The organism is Henriciella algicola, from assembly GCF_003576245.1.
Classification (GTDB): Bacteria; Pseudomonadota; Alphaproteobacteria; order Caulobacterales; family Hyphomonadaceae; genus Henriciella; species Henriciella algicola.
Window position 1 is genome coordinate 14,512 of sequence record NZ_QWGA01000001.1, and the last position, 17,015, is coordinate 31,526.

General features: G+C 59.5%; 17 protein-coding genes and 3 tRNA genes. 4 read left to right on the forward strand and 16 right to left on the reverse strand.

Going from position 1 to position 17,015, the window contains the following annotated elements:
• Positions 1-54 precede the first annotated feature (54 nt).
• The 8 genes from D1222_RS00075 to D1222_RS00110 all read right to left on the reverse strand — a co-directional run bounded on the left by D1222_RS00075 (position 55) and on the right by D1222_RS00110 (position 5,837).
• Positions 55-678 (reverse strand): energy transducer TonB, encoded by a 624-nt coding sequence (locus D1222_RS00075; RefSeq protein WP_119452221.1) that lies wholly within the window; start codon positions 676-678, stop codon positions 55-57.
• Between the two features lie 388 nt (positions 679-1,066).
• Positions 1,067-1,693, reverse strand: a complete 627-nt coding sequence (locus tag D1222_RS00080) for an energy transducer TonB (RefSeq protein ID WP_119452222.1) — start codon at positions 1,691-1,693, stop codon at positions 1,067-1,069.
• 9 nt (positions 1,694-1,702) lie between these two features.
• Positions 1,703-2,119 (reverse strand): ExbD/TolR family protein, encoded by a 417-nt coding sequence (locus D1222_RS00085; protein WP_233348446.1) that lies wholly within the window; start codon positions 2,117-2,119, stop codon positions 1,703-1,705.
• Between the two features lie 11 nt (positions 2,120-2,130).
• Positions 2,131-2,538: an ExbD/TolR family protein gene (locus tag D1222_RS00090; protein WP_119452224.1), complete on the reverse strand. Its 408-nt coding sequence runs from the start codon at positions 2,536-2,538 to the stop codon at positions 2,131-2,133.
• Positions 2,538-3,053, reverse strand: a complete 516-nt coding sequence (locus tag D1222_RS00095) for a MotA/TolQ/ExbB proton channel family protein (RefSeq protein WP_119452225.1) — start codon at positions 3,051-3,053, stop codon at positions 2,538-2,540. Before D1222_RS00095 ends, D1222_RS00090 begins: the two co-directional genes overlap by 1 nt.
• 30 nt (positions 3,054-3,083) lie before the next feature.
• Complete coding sequence (locus tag D1222_RS00100) at positions 3,084-4,490, reverse strand: MotA/TolQ/ExbB proton channel family protein (protein WP_119452226.1); 1,407 nt, start codon at positions 4,488-4,490, stop codon at positions 3,084-3,086.
• Positions 4,491-4,516: 26 nt separating this feature from the next.
• Positions 4,517-5,296 carry a DUF3450 domain-containing protein gene (locus D1222_RS00105; protein WP_119452227.1) on the reverse strand — a complete coding sequence of 260 codons (780 nt, stop codon included), beginning with the start codon at positions 5,294-5,296 and terminating at the stop codon, positions 4,517-4,519.
• A gap of 466 nt (positions 5,297-5,762) precedes the next feature.
• Positions 5,763-5,837 (reverse strand) — tRNA-Gln (locus tag D1222_RS00110).
• A gap of 148 nt (positions 5,838-5,985) precedes the next feature.
• On the opposite strand from D1222_RS00110, the gene D1222_RS00115 reads away from it, so the two are divergent.
• The 3 genes from D1222_RS00115 (at position 5,986) to D1222_RS00125 (ending at position 8,415) form a co-directional block, all read left to right on the forward strand.
• Positions 5,986-6,062 (forward strand) — tRNA-Pro (locus tag D1222_RS00115).
• 117 nt (positions 6,063-6,179) lie between these two features.
• On the forward strand, positions 6,180-7,964 hold the full coding sequence (sppA, locus tag D1222_RS00120; protein ID WP_119452228.1) for a signal peptide peptidase SppA: 1,785 nt from the start codon (positions 6,180-6,182) through the stop codon (positions 7,962-7,964).
• A 109-nt stretch (positions 7,965-8,073) separates the two neighbouring features.
• Entirely contained in the window at positions 8,074-8,415 is a 342-nt protein-coding gene (locus D1222_RS00125; RefSeq protein ID WP_119452229.1) for a chorismate mutase, read from the forward strand.
• Here the strand turns inward: D1222_RS00125 and D1222_RS00130 are convergent.
• The gene (locus D1222_RS00130; RefSeq protein ID WP_119452230.1) at positions 8,364-8,747 is read right to left on the reverse strand and encodes an Hpt domain-containing protein; all 384 of its coding nucleotides are present in this window, start codon (positions 8,745-8,747) and stop codon (positions 8,364-8,366) included. The two genes, D1222_RS00125 and D1222_RS00130, sit on opposite strands and share 52 nt — an antisense overlap.
• Positions 8,748-8,907: 160 nt before the next feature.
• On the opposite strand from D1222_RS00130, the gene D1222_RS15685 reads away from it, so the two are divergent.
• On the forward strand, positions 8,908-9,051 hold the full coding sequence (locus D1222_RS15685) for a hypothetical protein (protein ID WP_182481813.1): 144 nt from the start codon (positions 8,908-8,910) through the stop codon (positions 9,049-9,051).
• 111 nt (positions 9,052-9,162) lie between these two features.
• Here the strand turns inward: D1222_RS15685 and acs are convergent, their stop codons facing one another.
• The 7 genes from acs to tuf all read right to left on the reverse strand — a co-directional run.
• Positions 9,163-11,112, reverse strand: coding sequence for an acetate--CoA ligase (acs, locus tag D1222_RS00135; protein WP_119452231.1), 1,950 nt, complete (start codon positions 11,110-11,112; stop codon positions 9,163-9,165).
• Positions 11,113-11,311: 199 nt separating this feature from the next.
• Positions 11,312-12,100 (reverse strand): copper resistance protein B, encoded by a 789-nt coding sequence (locus D1222_RS00140; protein ID WP_119452232.1) that lies wholly within the window; start codon positions 12,098-12,100, stop codon positions 11,312-11,314.
• A gap of 8 nt (positions 12,101-12,108) precedes the next feature.
• Complete coding sequence (locus tag D1222_RS00145; protein ID WP_119452233.1) at positions 12,109-14,229, reverse strand: copper resistance system multicopper oxidase; 2,121 nt, start codon at positions 14,227-14,229, stop codon at positions 12,109-12,111.
• Between the two features lie 78 nt (positions 14,230-14,307).
• Positions 14,308-14,772, reverse strand: a complete 465-nt coding sequence (locus D1222_RS00150) for a hypothetical protein (RefSeq protein WP_147371781.1) — start codon at positions 14,770-14,772, stop codon at positions 14,308-14,310.
• A 46-nt stretch (positions 14,773-14,818) separates the two neighbouring features.
• Positions 14,819-14,894 (reverse strand) — tRNA-Trp (locus D1222_RS00155).
• A 73-nt stretch (positions 14,895-14,967) separates the two neighbouring features.
• Complete coding sequence (locus tag D1222_RS00160) at positions 14,968-15,717, reverse strand: sulfotransferase domain-containing protein (protein ID WP_119452235.1); 750 nt, start codon at positions 15,715-15,717, stop codon at positions 14,968-14,970.
• A 107-nt stretch (positions 15,718-15,824) separates the two neighbouring features.
• Positions 15,825-17,015 (reverse strand): elongation factor Tu (tuf, locus tag D1222_RS00165; protein WP_119452236.1); only part of this gene is annotated, 1,191 nt, incomplete at its 5' end.

Here is a 17,015-nt window from a genome sequence, read left to right on the forward strand (position 1 = left end):
ATGCTTGTTCAGGCCCGCCGCGTCAACGCTTCAGCGGTGCGCCAGCGCACTCGATTAGCCTACAATCCCGAATTCGAGCGGATAGACCACGCCAGTTCGCGTCACAGGTGTGCCTTTTTCGATTTTTGGCACGAATCTGACCTGCTTGACTGCGCGCTCAGCCTCCCTGCGAAATCCGTCATGGCTACAGATCGCTTCGACATTAAAGGGGCGTCCCTGCGGGTCGACATTGAGGTGAACTTCGCAGCTACCCTCTATGCCTCGAGCCTGCATGGCGCTCGGATAGACAGGGTTTGGCGGCTGGATCGGCCTCGCATCCCGCTCATTGATGGCGACGGGTGATATGACCAGCCGGTCAAATAGTCCCGCACTGTCGAGGCCTGTCTCAGCCGGGGTGAACGCAACCTGCGTCAGAGGGACTACGTCGGCTGATGCCTGATAGCGAGGCGCCCGAGGCGGAGGCGCGGCCAGATCGATTCGCTCTGGCCGCGGCGTTGCGTGAGGCCTTTCCAGCACCTCTTCGGGCATAGTCAGCACGACAATCTCGCGCGCTTCAGCCGCCTTGGGCGGCGTAAACTCGCTACTGATCATCGATTTCATGAATGAAAACAGCCCGACCACGATGAATGCGGCGATCGGCAAGCCGACCAGAGGCCGGAAGAGGGAATTCTGAAACATGGCGTTCTCCCTTATCTTTATGATGTTATACTATTACGCCTTAGCAATCTTGTCAACTTCAGGTGACGCGGGACGAGAATTGCCGAGTGATCCCCACCTGTCGCAGAGGCTGAAGAGCGAAGCTCGCTCAAGCGCCAGCGCGCCTTCAGTTGTTTTGGTGCGTTAGGTCTCCGGGCAGCGTCGCCGGCATAGCCACCACCCCAGCCCCCGCCCTATCGGCGCTGTCTGGTTGAAGACTCCCTCGGGGCGACGCGCTTTATGACGTTGCTGGATAGATCGCCGACAGCCAAGCGCCCTCTCCCGACAGGCGTCGCGGTATGCGCTGCCTCGAACGCAAAAAGCCCGGTCAGAATGACCGGGCTTTTCTGATTTTAGCTGTCGGCGGAGTTTAACCGTCGAGGCGGAACTCCAGTGGATAGACCACATTGCGGCGTTCTGCTGGCTGACCGCGAACGATCTTCGGTGCGAACTCCACGCGCTGAACGGCGCGTTCGGCTTCACGTCTGAAGACGCTGTCGCTGCAGGTCGCCGATACGTTATATGGGCGACCACGCGTGTCCACGTCGAAGCGGACGTCGCAGGTACCTTCGATACCACGCTCAGCTGCGCGCTGAGGATAGGTCGGTACCGGCGGACGGATCGGCTGTGCGTCACGGTCCGAGATGGCAACCGGGTCGATCGCTAGCGAGTCGAGACGGTCGACATTGAGCTCCGTCGGCGCAGCACCCTGGATGCTTGGCGTCGGAAGATCGATGTCAGAACGCGAAGCTGACATCTTTGGCGGTGGCGGTGGCTTGTCCGCGGAATCCAGCCGTTGTGGCTTGTTCCGGGCGCGGGTCCGCACCTCCTGACTGTCGTCTGCAGGCGTGATACGCTCAAGTACACGCTGCTCGACATTGTCGGGCTGCTCGTATTCCTGATTGATCATCCGGTACATGAAGGTGAAGAGCGCGAACACCACGATCGCCGCGAGAGGAATACCAATGATCAAGCGAATGATTGGATTGGAAAACATGCGTTTCTCCTATTCCTGCTCGACGGAAACCGGCACAGCGGTCAAACCATCTTCGTTGTTGATGATCTCCATCAGGGAGATCAGAACCCCAGCATCGGAATCCTCATCTGCCTGGACGACGAGGCGCCCTTTCGGATTGTCTTCGCGAAGTTCGCGAATGCGGAAACCGACTTCCTGCAGCGTCACCACTTCCTTGTCGATGTAGATATCGCTCTCTTCATCGATGGCGATCAGAATACCGAGTGGGTTTTGCCGCTCGGTATTGTCCACTTCGGTCCTGCTGATTTCGACACCAGGCTCCTTGATGAACTGTGCGGTCACAATGAAGAAGATGAGGAGGATGAACACCACGTCAAGCATGGGCGTGAGGTTTACATCATCTTCAGCGGACGAGTCGGACGCCAAAATACGTTTTCTACGTGCCATATTCCGGTCTCCTAACTTTCACTCTGAACGATGTTCACCCGGGTCATCTGGGCATTGTATGCCTCGTCACGGATCTTCACGATCGTGCCGGTGCGTGCCTGAGGATGCGCCTGGATGATGAGCGCGCTTTCAGGGTTTTCTGCCCGAAGACGCTCCATGTTCGCCCGTACGCCGCCGATATCGGTCAGACGGCCGTTTACGGTGATGAGGTTGTCCTCACCGACGTAAATCAGGATGGCTGACTGGTCCGGATTGCTTTCGGCTTGTGACGGTGGCGGTGGTGGCTCAAGGCCAAGCGCCTCTTCCTGGATGAAGGTCGAAGTTACGATGAAGAAGATGAGGAGAATGAAGACCACATCGAGCATCGGCGTTAGATCGACGCTTGCCTCATCGGCCTGTTTCGATTGTCTGCCTCGCATTATGCAATCTCCATTTCGTCTTCTACGCCCTGCACCAGGCGATTGACCTTACGGTCCATGCCGGAGGTGAACAGGATACCGGAGATGGATGCGACCATCCCTGCCATGGTCGGGATTGTCGCTTGCGACACACCGCCAGACATGGATTTGGCATCGGCACCATCGGTGATTGCCATGACGTCGAACACTGCGACCATGCCGGTCACCGTGCCCAGAAGACCCAGCAGTGGGGCAAGTGCCACCATCGCCTTGGTCATCTGCACATTCGCTTCAGCTTTCATCCGGACTTCCGAGATCAGCTTGTCGCGAACCCAGTGCGCCAGCACCGATTTACGATCCGACCGGGCGTTCCACTCGTCGATCGCTTCTTTAGCGACCGACTTGTGGGCCAGACGGAAGTAGAACAGCCGTTCCAGAATAAGCGCCCACATGATGAACGTCGCCACCATGATAACGAGCAGGACGGGCCCGCCACGCGCCAGGAATTCTTCAAGCTGGTTAAGTCCTAGTCCCATAAGGGTACCTCCCGAAGGAGGTGACGGCTGTTAGGCCGTCACCGTGTTGGACTCTGCACGCTCAGCAACGAGGCCTGCGGCTTGCTCATCGAGGATCTGCTGGTTGCCACGTGCCATGGAGGACGCGATGGCGTGGAGCAGAAGCAGCGGGATAGCTGCGACGAGACCAAGAACCGTCGTCATGAGAGCAACCGAGATACCGCCTGCCATCAGCTTAGGATCGCCGGCACCGAAGTTGGTGATGGCGGTAAAGGTGATGATCATACCGATAACCGTACCGAGAAGGCCGAGAAGCGGTGCGACAGCGGCGAGAACCTTAACGACGTCGTTGAAGCGCTCGATTTTCGGCGATTCGCGGAGGATCTGTTCGTCAAGCTTCAGCTCGAGGGACTCAAGGTCCTGATGCTTGTTCTGCTCGTAAGCCTCGAAGACGCGGGCCAGCGGGTTGCCGGTGCCTGCCTTGCGGGTCTTTGCGGTGCGGCGCATCGCGGAACCCATGAGGAAGAGCGTGACGATCTTGAAGATTGCGAAGATTGCGCCGACAGCAAGCAGGAACAGGATCACGTAACCAACCGTGCCACCTTGCTGGATGCGCTGCTCGAGCGTCGGCATTTCGCCGGCCACAGCAAACAGGTCACCCTTCGAAGGGTCGATTGGGGTGATGACCGTTTCACCGACTTCCGAATTGATCAGGCTGCGCATTGCGGAAGCGAAGCTGCCGCCCGGCTGTGCCTTCAGAACGCGAAGGTAAGGCTCATCGGTGCCTTCGGTGATGACCTCAACGAAGCGGACGTCGTCGGTGGTTGCGGCGGTGAAGATACCAACGCGCATCAGCTCAACGTCTGCGACTTCGCCTTCTGGGCCAGCGCCGGCAACCGACGTGGTGAAGGTCTTGACCTCAGACTGGGCGATCATTTCCTGAAGCATTGCTTTCGGAAGGGCGTCCAGGTCTTCGCGGGTCGGGAGCGAACGGGCTTCGGAAACTTCAGCAAGTTTCTCGGCGCGGCCGCCATATTCGTAGTTCGAGAGCGACTCACGAATGATCGGCATCGTCTCACCAGCGGCGGTGCGGAACTGACCAAGCAGTTCGCCGAAGTCGCCAGCCTGGGTTTCGAGCTCAGCGGACAGCTCGGAAAGCTGACGCTCGTTCTCGTCGAACTCTGCGGAAAGCGCCTGACCACGAGCCTCAGCAGCCTGAAGCTGCGAACGGGCTTCGGACATGCGTGACTGCTGCTCAGCCGTTTCCTGACGGAATTCCTGCAGACGGCGCTGGTCTTCAGCCGACATCTGCTGGGAGTCCTGCTGGACGCGGCGCAGAATGTCGCTGAGCGAGACATTGCTGTTCTGCGCCACGGCAGGGGCGGTAATCGTTAGTGCAGAACCCACCACAAGCGCTGCCGCGCCAAGGGTCTGCAGAGATTTCTTGAAGTTTTTCATCTCATATTCCTCTGGATCGGTTGCGCTTAGACTTCGACATCAAGCTTGGAAGCCGGAGCGTAGAGAACGCTTGGCGTCGTCGTGCCTTTTGCGACTTTGATCGCGGTGGCGATGTCTTCTTTGAAGCGGTTCTCGACCGGCACCCACTGCTGCTCATTGCGGTCCCAGCGGGCTGCATAGCGGCGGTCAGGCGACATGTAGACGAGCGCGACGCGGCCATAGAGGAACATGTCGACCATGACGGAATTACCGTCGATGTCGATTTCCTCAGGCCAGGTGTCGATCGTGCGACCGTATTCCATTTCGGACTTATAGGCCTCAATGATCAGGCGATACTGCTCGACGATTGGGACCTGAGCGTTTTCCATCGCGGCGCGAAGGCTCGCGATACGCTCCATCCGGTCTTCGGTACGGAACGGAAGGTCCGCCTGAACGAAGGCCTCAAGGTCAGCGATCATGTCGAGGAGCATTGGCGTCGTTTGTGCGGTGATCTCGTCAACGCGGCCAAGCTGTTCCTGGAGCGATTCGAGCTCACGACGCTGGCTTTCAACGACCTTTTCCTGCTGGCGCGCATAAAGTTGCGCGGCCTGGGTGCGCTGGAGAAGCGTGCGGAATTCGCTAACCAGGTCAGAACGCTGATCGTCGAGCTGGTTGATCTGCTCCTGCACCTGCTCGGCTCTGCGGGTTGCCTGTTCGCCGGTTTCCAGTGCCTGGCGCAACTGGCTTTGCGCCACTGCTGGCATTGCCAGCCCGGCGATAAGAGCCGCCGCGATAACACCCCGCGCCGGTGTCAGTACTTCTTTCATGAGGTTTGCCTCTCACTCTCCGAATGGTCATGCAGCACGAAACTGCACGGTGAAATTCCGAAACGGCCTGCACCCCCTGAACGGTGGGCCGCTACTCTATGCTCAACCCGGAAACACAAACATCCCGGCAGTTCGGAGGCGGACATCCTTGCGACACCCGGCACCTCCCCAATTGTACGGAGCGCTCTTTCGCACTCTTCTGTTCTAGACTTGATCCGGCAATACCGTCGGTATTCAAGCACCATAAGAACCGGACGGTAGCAACACGTCTGGCGTGGATCAATGGGTCTTGCTTGCCGTTAAAACGCTAAGTGGATCAAATCGCAAGCACAATCCCGTATCGCAGTAGGTACGTGCCGCGTTTTGCGCCCATTGCGCGTAAATTGTACTGAAAACGTCGCCTGAGAGGCGTTTACGCGCCCACTTCTTGTGCAAGCGCGAAACGATCATCATCAAAGGAAGAGAGTGGCTGGGGTACCAGGATTCGAACCTGGGAATGTCGATACCAAAAACCGATGCCTTACCACTTGGCGATACCCCAACATCTCAGGAAGGCCGGGTCATACTCAAACTGTATGACGGTTGCAACACCCCTCTTCAGACAATGACAGTGGAAGCGATCGCAGCGCCCGGCAGCGCGTCTTCTTGTCAGCGTTCACACGTATATATATAGCGGCGCGCGCTGGCTTCGGAACATAGCTCAGCCTGGTAGAGCACCGTCTTCGGGAGGCGGGGGTCGGAGGTTCGAATCCTCCTGTTCCGACCATTCAGCTCTCGCATTGCGATCGAGCCAATGAAACAGACGACTCAAATCTGCCCTTTACTTTTATTCGATAAGGCTCATATCGTTAACCGATAAGAACGGGTTTGGAGATTATTTATCGTGAAGACTTTTTTCACAGCCTTCGGCGGCGCCATTATCGGCACCATACTTGGTGCAGTGCTGCTCGCCTTTCTGGCCGCCGCAATGATTGGCGGATTCGTCAATTCCCAGCTGTCATCCTTCCAGAGCGATGGTAGCGCAACTGGCAACACCGTTCTCACCCTGGACCTGCGAGATGAGATCGCCGATCAGCCCGCCACGCAGGGTCTCGGCGCCATTTTCGGCCAGAAGGGCTTCGTGAATGTCCTCACCCGGCTCGATGCCGCGCGCACCGATGAGAATGTCAAAGGCGTACTGATCCGCGCGAGCGAGTATTCGGTCGGCTCGTCACGCGCTGAAGAGCTGCGCGATGCGATTCACGGTCTCCGCGAAGCTGGCAAGTTCGTCATCGTTTCCTCCCAGGGCACATATGCGGGTGGCCCTTCGGCGCTTCGCGCAGTGGCAGCGGCCGATGAAATCTGGGTGCAGCCAGGCGGCGACTATCTGCCGGGCGGCGTCGTTTTCGAGACTCTCTTCTTCAAGGACCTGCTGGACCGGCTGAATGTCACTGCAGAGATCGAACAGTTCTACGAGTACAAGAACGCGCCGAACGTCTACAAGCAGACCGGCTATACGGAGCCACACCGCGAAGCGATGACCGCGCTCGCCGAATCGCTCTGGACGGTTTCGCTTGAGGACATCGCTGCGGATCGTGAGATCGAAGTTTCGGACCTGCGCAATGCGCTGACCTCCGGTCCGCTCAGCCCTGAAGCCATGATCGATGCAGGCATTGCCGACAAGCTCGGCTGGCCCGAAGACGCCATTGCGGCAGCAAAGGAACGCGCCGGCGAAGACGCGAAGCTGCTCGAGATTCTCGAATATACGCCGTCAGCAGCGCCGCTCGGCTCCAAGATGATCGCCGTCGTCGGTGGTGAAGGCCCAATCGTGACAGGCGGTGCGTCTGGCGACCTTATCAATGCAGGCTCTGCTTTCGCCTCTGACGTGATCGCCAGCGCTATTCTCGAAGCTGGCCGCGATGACGATGTGTCCGCCATTGTTTTCCGCGTTGATAGCCCCGGCGGCTCACCGACCGCATCAGACCAGATCTGGAACGCGATCGAGACCATCCAGCGCGAGACCGAAAAGCCGGTTGTCGTATCGATGGGCTCTGTTGCCGCTTCGGGTGGTTACTATGTCTCCACAGGCGCTGACTGGATCATGGCGAGCCGTTCGACCATCACGGGCTCCATCGGCATCTTCGGCGGCAAGCTCGCCGTGGCTGAAGGCCTTCGCCAGATCGGCGTCAATGCAGAGACCGTCTCTGTTGGTGGCCCGTTTGCAGGCGCTCTCTCCACGCTTGATGGCTTCACGGACGAGCAGCGTGGCATGCTGACGGCCTGGCTGGAACGCGGCTATGACCGCTTCATCGGCCTCGTCGCTGAGGGCCGTGGCATGAGCGTTGAGCAAGTCGACGACATCGCCCGTGGCCGTGTCTGGTCTGGCGCTGACGCTCTTGAGATCGGCCTCGTCGATGAGATTGGCGGCCTGATGGACGCGATTGCGAAGGCGCGTGACCTCGCCGGCATCGAGAAAGACACCGAGACCCGCGTGAAGTTCTACCCAATCCCGCAGGGCGGCATTCCGGGCCTTGGCCCAATGAGCGAGGCGTCCGCTGGTGACCTTCAGACCCTCGCCCGCCTCAGCGCGGTCCTGGAAGATGAGCGCGTGCAGATGTTGATCGAACAGGGCAGCATGATGCAGGACGCCCCGGTGCAGGCCCGCGGGCCCATGATGATCGAACGCTAGGCAGGCAACCCTTACTCAACACGACAAGCGGGTGGGCCTGCGCCCGCCCGCTTGATCGTTGGGAGGGGGCCGTCTAACCCCCGTGGCAGTTAAACGGGATGATGGACAGATGAGCGACAGTTCCAGCAATGAGCGTCGGCACACGGCCGAAACTGCCGAAACCATGGCGGACGTACGCTATGAGATTGATCGGCTGGACCGGATCCTCGTCGGCCTGCTTCAGGAACGCCAGTCCTTCATGAATGCTGCGGCCCGCATCAAGGGCTCGCGCTCTATCGTGCATGACCGTGCGCGCATTGAAGACGTCGTCACCAAGGTGCTCGCCGAATCAGAGCGTCAGGGCCTGTCGCCTGCAATCGCCGAGCCGGTCTGGCGAACGCTGATTGACCGCTGCATTGCCTATGAGTTTGAGGCCTTCGATGCCCTCAAGCCGGGCCTCGACAAGGCGTGAGAAACTCGGCTGCAGGCCTCCAGCGCTCGATTGAGCTGATCCTTCACATCATTGAGTAGAAGCGCCGCGCCGGCCGGGCTCGGCGGGTTGTTGCGGCCTGCCTGCTCAGCGGCCTCGCAGCTGGCTGCGAGATCTTCAGCGCCAATGCTCAGCGCTGCCCCCTTGAGAGTGTGAGCGGCATCAGCCCATTGCGAAGCTTCTGCGCGTGGATCGAGCATGCGCGACCAGATCTGCGCCTGCTGCTGAAATATGCCAATCACCTCATCAGCGAGGTCCGCATCGCCTCCGGTCATCGAAAGCAGATGGTCGATATTGATCGGCATGTCAGCCATGACGGCAGGTCCAGTTCTGGTGTCGTTCGTGAATGCCAGTCTTGCACTGCATCCCTTATCCGGCAGTTAAGCGGGAATCACCGATGAGGATCGACAGTTGCGATTGCAAATGATGCCGAAAATGGGTACTATATGGGCTTCTAGGTGGTAGGGAAAAATCATGATCACGCTTCTTGTCACGCTGCGCGACTTCTTCGTCGCCATCCTGATCAGCTGGCTTGGCCTCGCGGTGGAGCCTGCAGACAAGCAGGTCCAGCAGGAACCAGCACAGCCGCAGACGGCGTCGCTCGCGGTTTTCCGCTAGTCCGTTTGCGATTCATGCCAGCCTGACTGGCTAATTTGCGATGCCTGAACGAAATAAGGCGCGAGACCTTCGTCCCGCGCCTTTTCTAATTTGTACTATATCGGACCTCGCCTAGCCCTTGTTCTGGCGCCCATCGATCAGCTGATCGACGACTTCAGGCTCCGCCAGGGTCGAGGTGTCCCCAAGATTCCCAAAATCGTCTTCCGCAATCTTGCGCAGGATACGGCGCATGATCTTGCCGGAGCGGGTCTTCGGCAGGCCCGGTGCGAACTGGATCAGGTCCGGGCTGGCAATCGGCCCAATCTCTGAGCGGACATGTTTGACCAGCTCTTTCTTGAGCGCTTCATCGCCTTCGACGCCCTGCACCGTTGTGACATAAGCATAGATGCCCTGCCCCTTAATATCGTGCGGATAGCCAACGACAGCGGCCTCAGCCACAGCGTCATGAGCGACAAGCGCGCTCTCGACCTCGGCAGTGCCCATCCGGTGGCCAGAGACGTTGATCACGTCATCAACGCGGCCCGTGATCCAGTAGAAGCCATCCGCATCGCGCCGGCAGCCATCGCCAGTGAAGTAATAGCCCGGATAGGCTGAGAAATACGTGTCCACGAAGCGCTCATGGTCGCCATAGACGGTGCGCATCTGTCCGGGCCAGCTGCCGGTGATAATGAGATTGCCCTGCGTCTCGCCTTCCAGCACTTCGCCTTCTGCATCGACAAGCTTCGGCACGACGCCAAAGAAAGGATGAGAGCCTGCGCCTGGCTTCATCACCGTGGTGCCCGGCAGCGGCACAATCATGGTTCCGCCCGTTTCCGTCTGCCACCAGGTGTCGACAATCGGACACCGACTGTCGCCCACCGATTTGAAATACCATTCCCAGGCTTCGGGGTTGATCGGCTCACCGACCGTGCCGAGCAGGCGCAGCGATGACCGGTCGGTCGATTTCACCGGGCCATCGCCCTCGCGCATCAGGGCGCGGATCGCGGTTGGCGCGGTGTAGAAGATGGTCACGCCATGCTTGTCACAGACTTCCCAGAAGCGTGACGGCGATGGATAGGTCGGCACACCTTCGAACATGACCGAGGTCGCGCCGTTCGCGAGCGGGCCGTAGACAATGTAGGTGTGCCCCGTGACCCAGCCGACATCGGCCGAGCACCAGAAGACGTCATCTTCTTTCAGGTCGAAGACATATTCATGCGTCATCGACGCCCAGACGAGATAGCCGCCGCAAGTGTGCAGCACGCCCTTCGGCTTGCCGGTGGAGCCTGACGTGTAAAGAATGAAGAGCGGATCTTCCGCGTTCATCGGCTCTGGCGGGCAGGAATCGGCGACGTCAGCGCCGATCTCGTGCAGCCAGACATCGCGCCCCTCTGTCATCTCAACATCGCCGCCCGTGCGCTCAATGACGAGAACCTTCTCGACCATGCCCTTGGCAAGCTCGCAGGCCCGGTCCGTGTTCGCCTTGAGGGGGACGGTACGGCCCCCACGCACGCCCTCGTCGGCGGTCACGATGAACTTCGATTCGCAGTCCATGATCCGGCCCGCCAGCGCCTCCGGCGAGAAGCCGCCGAAGACGACTGAGTGGATCGCGCCGATCCGCGCGCAGGCAAGCATTGCCATAGCCGCCTCAGGGATCATCGGCATGTAGAGCGTAACCCGGTCGCCCTTCTTCACGCCCATTTCCTTGAGGACGTTCGAGAAACGGCAGACCGCGTGATAGAGCTGGCGATAGGTCAGCGTGTGGCTGTCATCCGGCTCATCGCCTTCCCAGATGATTGCGGGCTTGTCGCCGCGCGTCTCCAGCTGTCGGTCAAGGCAGCTTTCGGTGACGTTGAGCGTGCCATCGGCAAACCAGCGAACATGAAGATCCTTCTTGTCCCAGGAAACGTCCTTTACCTGTGTGAACGGCTCCATCCACTCGATTCGCTTGCCGTGTTCAGCCCAGAAGCTCTCCGGGTCCTCGACAGACGATTTGTACATTTCAGCATATTTCTCAGGCGTGAGATTAGCCTGTTTGGCAAAGGCCTCTGGAACGGGATGGTTGGTCACATCTTGGCTCATTGGCGGCGCTGGCTCCCTTGGTTCTGTTTCTGAGTGGCGCTGCGCGATGCGCGCCCTTATCTGACCGCGTAAACATGAGCGCTCAGGGCTGCAATGTGAACCCCGTCCCCATCGTCAATCACCGGCCTGCCTGTCTCACCTGCAAAACACCTCGCAGCAAGAATAGGCAGGCCGGCAATAATAAGAGCGCGATGCGGCGCTAGTACCAGGCGCGAATACCGATCAGGAATGCGGTGGCATCCGCCTCTCCGCCAGCGGCCTCGATATAGTCGGCTGTGTCGCCAAAGCTGCGTTGGTATTCAACGCCGATATAAGGCGCGAACTCGCGCTTGATCTCATAGCGAAGGCGAAGCCCCGCGCTCAGCGAAACAAGGCCAGAGCCGGTTTCGAGCTCAGGAATGTCCTGCGCGGAAAACTCCATCTCGGCGCGCGGTTGCAGGATGAGCCGCTGGGTCAGCAAGAGCTCATACTCTGTTTCAACGCGCGAGGTGAGGTCGCCATCGGCGGACAGGAAGGCGGCTGCATCAACCTCAAAGAGGTATGGCGCGAGCCCCTGTACGCCCGCGACTGCGTGCGTGCGGCCCTGGGGCTCAAAGTCCTGCCTGACGCCTAGCTGGAGATCGAAGTACGGAGAGATCGCACGCGACCAGAGCGCCTGCACCTCGGCCTCTTCGAGGTCACCTTCGTCTGGCAGATACTCAAGCTCGGTCTTGAACCAGAGCTTGTTGATATCCCCGCCAATCCAGGCATTCCCGTCGAGCAGCAAGACATCTTCATCATCAAAGGACTGAAGCTCGAAGCGCTCTGCCTGCAGATAGCTTGTGCGAAGATCGCCATGGCTGGAGAGCAGCTGATCGCGGGCTTCGGCCATCTCGGCCTCACCCCAGATCTCGTCCGCCTGCCCCCACGGCTTCTGCGTATCCTGTGACAGAGCCACCGGCGCCGCAAATAGCGCCGCCATTCCTGCGAGCGCTGCACTCCTGATCATCGACTGTCTCATTGGTGACCTCCGTGATCCTTGTGCTGGCTCATATCATGGCCCTCATGCTGCATGCCTGAATGGCCATCATGGTTCATGGCCCCGTGATCCATTTTGCTGTGGTCCATGTTCCCGTGGTCCATGTTCCCGTGGTCCATCCCCTCATGGTTCATGCTGCCATGGTCCATGTCGCTATGTTGGCTATGGTCCATGCCTTCATGTCCGGCATGTCCCGGATGACGGTCTGCAGGCGCGGCAGCCGCGCCATCCGCCGCAGGGATGACCGAAACGACATTCATCATGCCCGCATGCATGTGGAACAGGAGGTGGCAGTGAAATGCCCAGTCGCCGACGTGTTCTGACGACACGTCGAACGCAACCTTGTCTCCTGGTTTCACAATGACTGTGTGCTTGCGCGGACGATGATTGCCGCCGCCATTCTCCAGCTCGAAGAACATGCCGTGCAGGTGGATCGGATGCGGCATCATCGTGTCGTTCACCAGCATGAACCGGACCCGCTCCCCTTCATTCAGGCGAATGGATTCGGTGACTTCAGAGAACTTCACACCATCGAACGACCACATGTAGCGGTGCATGTTCGAGGTCAGGTGGATTTCAAGCTCACGCTCTGGCGGACGCGTGTCATAGTTAGGCTCCAGCGAGCGCAGGTCCGCATAGGTCAGGACACGGTGAGGCACGTCTTCGAGGCCAATGCCCGGCTCATCAAGACGGCTGACCGGCATCATCGCCAGACCGGCAACGCCCGGCCCATTGGCGTGAATGTGAGCCTGCATGCCCCCATCCATGGCCGACATATTGTGGCCTGAGTGAGCCATCCCGGACATGTCATGATTCGAGTGGTCCATGCCCGACATATCGCCATGGGTCGAATGATCCATCTTGGTCATGTCGTGTCCTTCATGGCTCATGCCGCCCATATCATGTCCCTCATGGGACGTGGGCGCCGCCTCACCCTGCCCGGCCTTCATGCCGGACATGGAATGGCCACCATGGCTGCCATGGTCCATCGCCATGTCTTTCATGGTGAGCGTCGGCACAGGGCGCAGCTCTGGCGCCTCTACCCGCATGCCTGCACGCGGCCCGAGTGTCGCGACCGCCTGACCTGAACGGTCGATCGATTCAGCGACGAAGGCGTAGGCCTTGGCATCCTGCGGCTCCACGATGACGTCATATGTTTCAGCGACGCCAATCTGGAATTCGTCTGTCTCGACAGGCCGCACATTGAGGCCGTCAGCAGCGACGACCGTCATCGGCAGGCCCGGTAGACGGACATTGAAGATCGACATGGCCGACGCATTGATGATGCGAAGACGCACCCGCTCGCCGGGCTCGAAGACGCCATTCCAGTTGTCGAAGGTCGAATGACCATTGATGAGATAGGTATAGGTCGCCCCGGTGACATCCGCGATGTCACGCGGGCTCATCCGCATGTTGCCCCACATGGCGCGGTCCGCCAGCGCGTCGCCAAAGCCTTCTTCCCCGGCGTCCTCAGCAAAGTCGCCCAGCGTGCGCTGGTTGAAGTTATAGGTCTCCGCAGATGCTTTCAGCTTTTCGAAGATCCGGTGCGGATGCTCAAAGCTCCAGTCCGACAGGACCATCACGTATTCGCGGTCATAGGTGACTGGGTCAGCGCCAGCCGGGTCAATGATCAGCGGCCCATAATGGCCCTGCTGTTCCTGCAGCCCAGAATGGGAGTGATACCAATAGGTGCCTGATTGCGGCACGGCGAATTTGTACTGGAACGTCTCGCCCGGCTTGATACCCGGGAAGGAGACGCCCGGCACGCCGTCCATGTAGAATGGCACCAGAAGCCCATGCCAGTGGATGCTCGTATCGGCCTTCAGGCGATTGATGACGTTGAGCGTCACTTCCTCACCTTCGCGGAACCGGATGAGCGGCGCAGGCAGCGTTCCATTGACGCCGACAGCGTGCCCCATCCTGCCGCCGATGTTCACGGCGAATTCGCCGACATCGAGATCGAAATTATTACCGGTGAGCGTGGTGATGCCGGTATTACCGTGCACGGCGCTGCGGGCCCATGCCGGCAGAAGGCTGGCACTGCCAATCGCCGCACTGGAGCCGAGGGCGGCGCCCAGGAATGATCGTCTGTTAAACATTGTAAAATCGGTCTTTCATCTTGTTCTTGAACGGGAAATGGGCGGCACGCCGAAGGTGCCGCATCTGCCGTGCAAGGATCAGATGAGAAGGCTGATTTTTCGGTGGGTGAGCGTATCGGGGCGGATAGGCGGCTCGTCCCCGGGCGGCCATACAGCCCGTTCGGGGATGTCTTTCTCCGCATCGAACTGCAAGGACGCGGGAATCACAAAGACAGGCGCCGGCAGCTTTTCGAATACCGGCGTCAGGTCGGGCGCGATCGAGATACGGTTCAGCAGCGAGCGGGCACAGCCCTCGCAATCCTCGCTGCCATGGTCATGCGCCGGGGCCGGTTCCTCGGACGCCATATGGTGCGCATGATCATGCTGGTGATGCTTCATCGCCGTCATGGCGGGCGCCGGCTCAGCAGGCGTCGATGCACCAGCCGAAAAAACTGCGCAGCCGATCAGACCCGCACTCACGAAGAGCGCAAGCAGGCTGAGGCCGAGGAGACGAAGCGACGTAACCATTGGGGCTAAAAATAAGGGAGTTTGGTCCAGAAGCAACGCGGCAATCCATCTAGGGGCCACTGAAGCATGCTGGAAATCCGCCTGGCACGGGCACTAGGACTTGAACCCAGGACCTGCGGTTTTGGAGACCGCCGCTCTACCAGCTGAGCTATACCCGCTCAGGCGAAGCGGTGTAATGCCTGATCAGGCGATGAGTTGCAACAGCCCAGATGGGCTGTCCTGCAAAAGGCCTCAGACGCTCCAGGGCCACTTGTCCCAACCAAGCAGCCTGCGCGTCTCCTGCGCATCGAATTTATAGGCATCCTCGAGAAACGCCCTGTCAGGGGGTGACAGGCTTTCATCGTCGCTGGCGCTGTTGTGGCGCGGCTCTGGCTCGAAGGCAAAGCGGTCAACGCCAATGAAGTCGGTCACCTTGTCCAGCGTCTCCTGAGGGGATTTGGAGAGATATTCGCTTCGCAGGAAAAGAAGCTGGTCATCGCGAAAGAGGCGCTGAAGACTGCGGACCTGTTGGGCGTAATAGCCGCGCGCGAGCTGACTGCGCTCGCGGTCCTGTTTTGGCAGGCTCCGGCGCGCGCGCTCGCGCTCTGTACGGATGGCATCAGAGAAACTCGCGCCTTCACGCTGCAGCCGCTTGTCCATGCGAAAGTGCGACCATGCCCGCTCAACCGGGTCGCGCAGGAGGGTAATCACCTTGATCTCGGGATTGTAGCGCCAGAGCCGCTCCAGTGAGCCGGTCCACCAGGTGAGGATCGGCGTCGCCTCGCCAAGCTTTGCGCCCTCTGCCTGCCGCGGCCATTCAAACTGGCGGTGATAGACGGCGTAATCGATGAAAGGAATGTGCGTCGGCGGGCGCTTGTCGAAGAAGTGAACCTCCTTCTTCTTCGCCATCGAGATACCGGGGTGCTGGCGCAAATAGGCATCAAGCGACGTGGTGCCGCCCTTCTGAACGCCGGCAATCATGAAGTCGATACGCTTTGGCATGCTCCCGTGTTGGCAAAAGCTGCCCTGATCAGCAACGAAAAAAAGGGCCGCCTCTGACGAGACGGCCCTCCTGTCTGCTTTTCAGCCTGTTGAGAGGCTGAAAGGTCTTACTTGCTAACGCTTGAGACGACGCCTGCACCGACGGTGCGGCCGCCTTCGCGGATTGCGAAGCGAAGACCCTGGTCCATGGCGATCGGAGCGATGAGCTCGACTTCCATTTTCACATTATCGCCCGGCAGGACCATTTCCTTGTCCGCTGGAAGCTTCACAACACCCGTCACATCCGTCGTACGGAAGTAGAACTGTGGACGGTAGTTGGTGAAGAATGGCGTGTGACGGCCACCCTCTTCCTTGGTCAGGATGTAGGCTTCTGCCTCGAACGTCGTGTGCGGGGTGATCGAACCTGGCTTACAGAGAACCTGGCCACGCTCAACGCCCTCACGGTCGATACCGCGGATCAGTGCGCCGATATTGTCGCCAGCCTGGCCCTGGTCGAGCAGCTTGCGGAACATCTCAACGCCCGTAACGGTCGTCTTCTGCGTGTCGCGGATACCGACGATCTCGACTTCTTCACCAACCTTGATGATGCCCGTCTCGACGCGGCCGGTCACAACCGTACCACGGCCAGAGATCGAGAACACGTCCTCGACCGGCATCAGGAACGGCTTGTCCAGTGGACGGTCCGGGGTCGGGATGTACTCGTCGACAGCTTTCATCAGCTCAAGGATCTTCTCCTTGCCGATATTCTCGTCGCGGCCTTCGACAGCTGCGAGTGCAGAACCGGAAACGATCGGAATGTCGTCGCCCGGGAAGTCGTAGGACGACAGAAGCTCACGGACTTCCATCTCGACGAGCTCGAGGAGCTCTTCGTCGTCGACCTGGTCAACCTTGTTGAGGAACACGACCAGCGCAGGAACGCCGACCTGACGTGCAAGCAGGATGTGCTCGCGGGTCTGCGGCATCGGGCCGTCAGCTGCGTTCACAACCAGAATCGCGCCGTCCATCTGAGCGGCGCCCGTGATCATGTTCTTCACATAGTCAGCGTGGCCCGGGCAGTCGACGTGAGCATAGTGACGCTCGTCCGTCTCATACTCGACGTGCGCGGTGTTGATGGTGATGCCGCGTGCTTTTTCTTCAGGGGCGTTGTCGATGTCCGCATAGGACTTCGCTGCGCCGCCATAAACTTCTGCAAGCGTCATCGTGATCGCTGCCGTCAGCGTCGTCTTGCCATGGTCAACATGGCCGATCGTGCCGATGTTTACGTGCGGCTTGTTCCGCGCAAACTTCTCTTTGGCCAT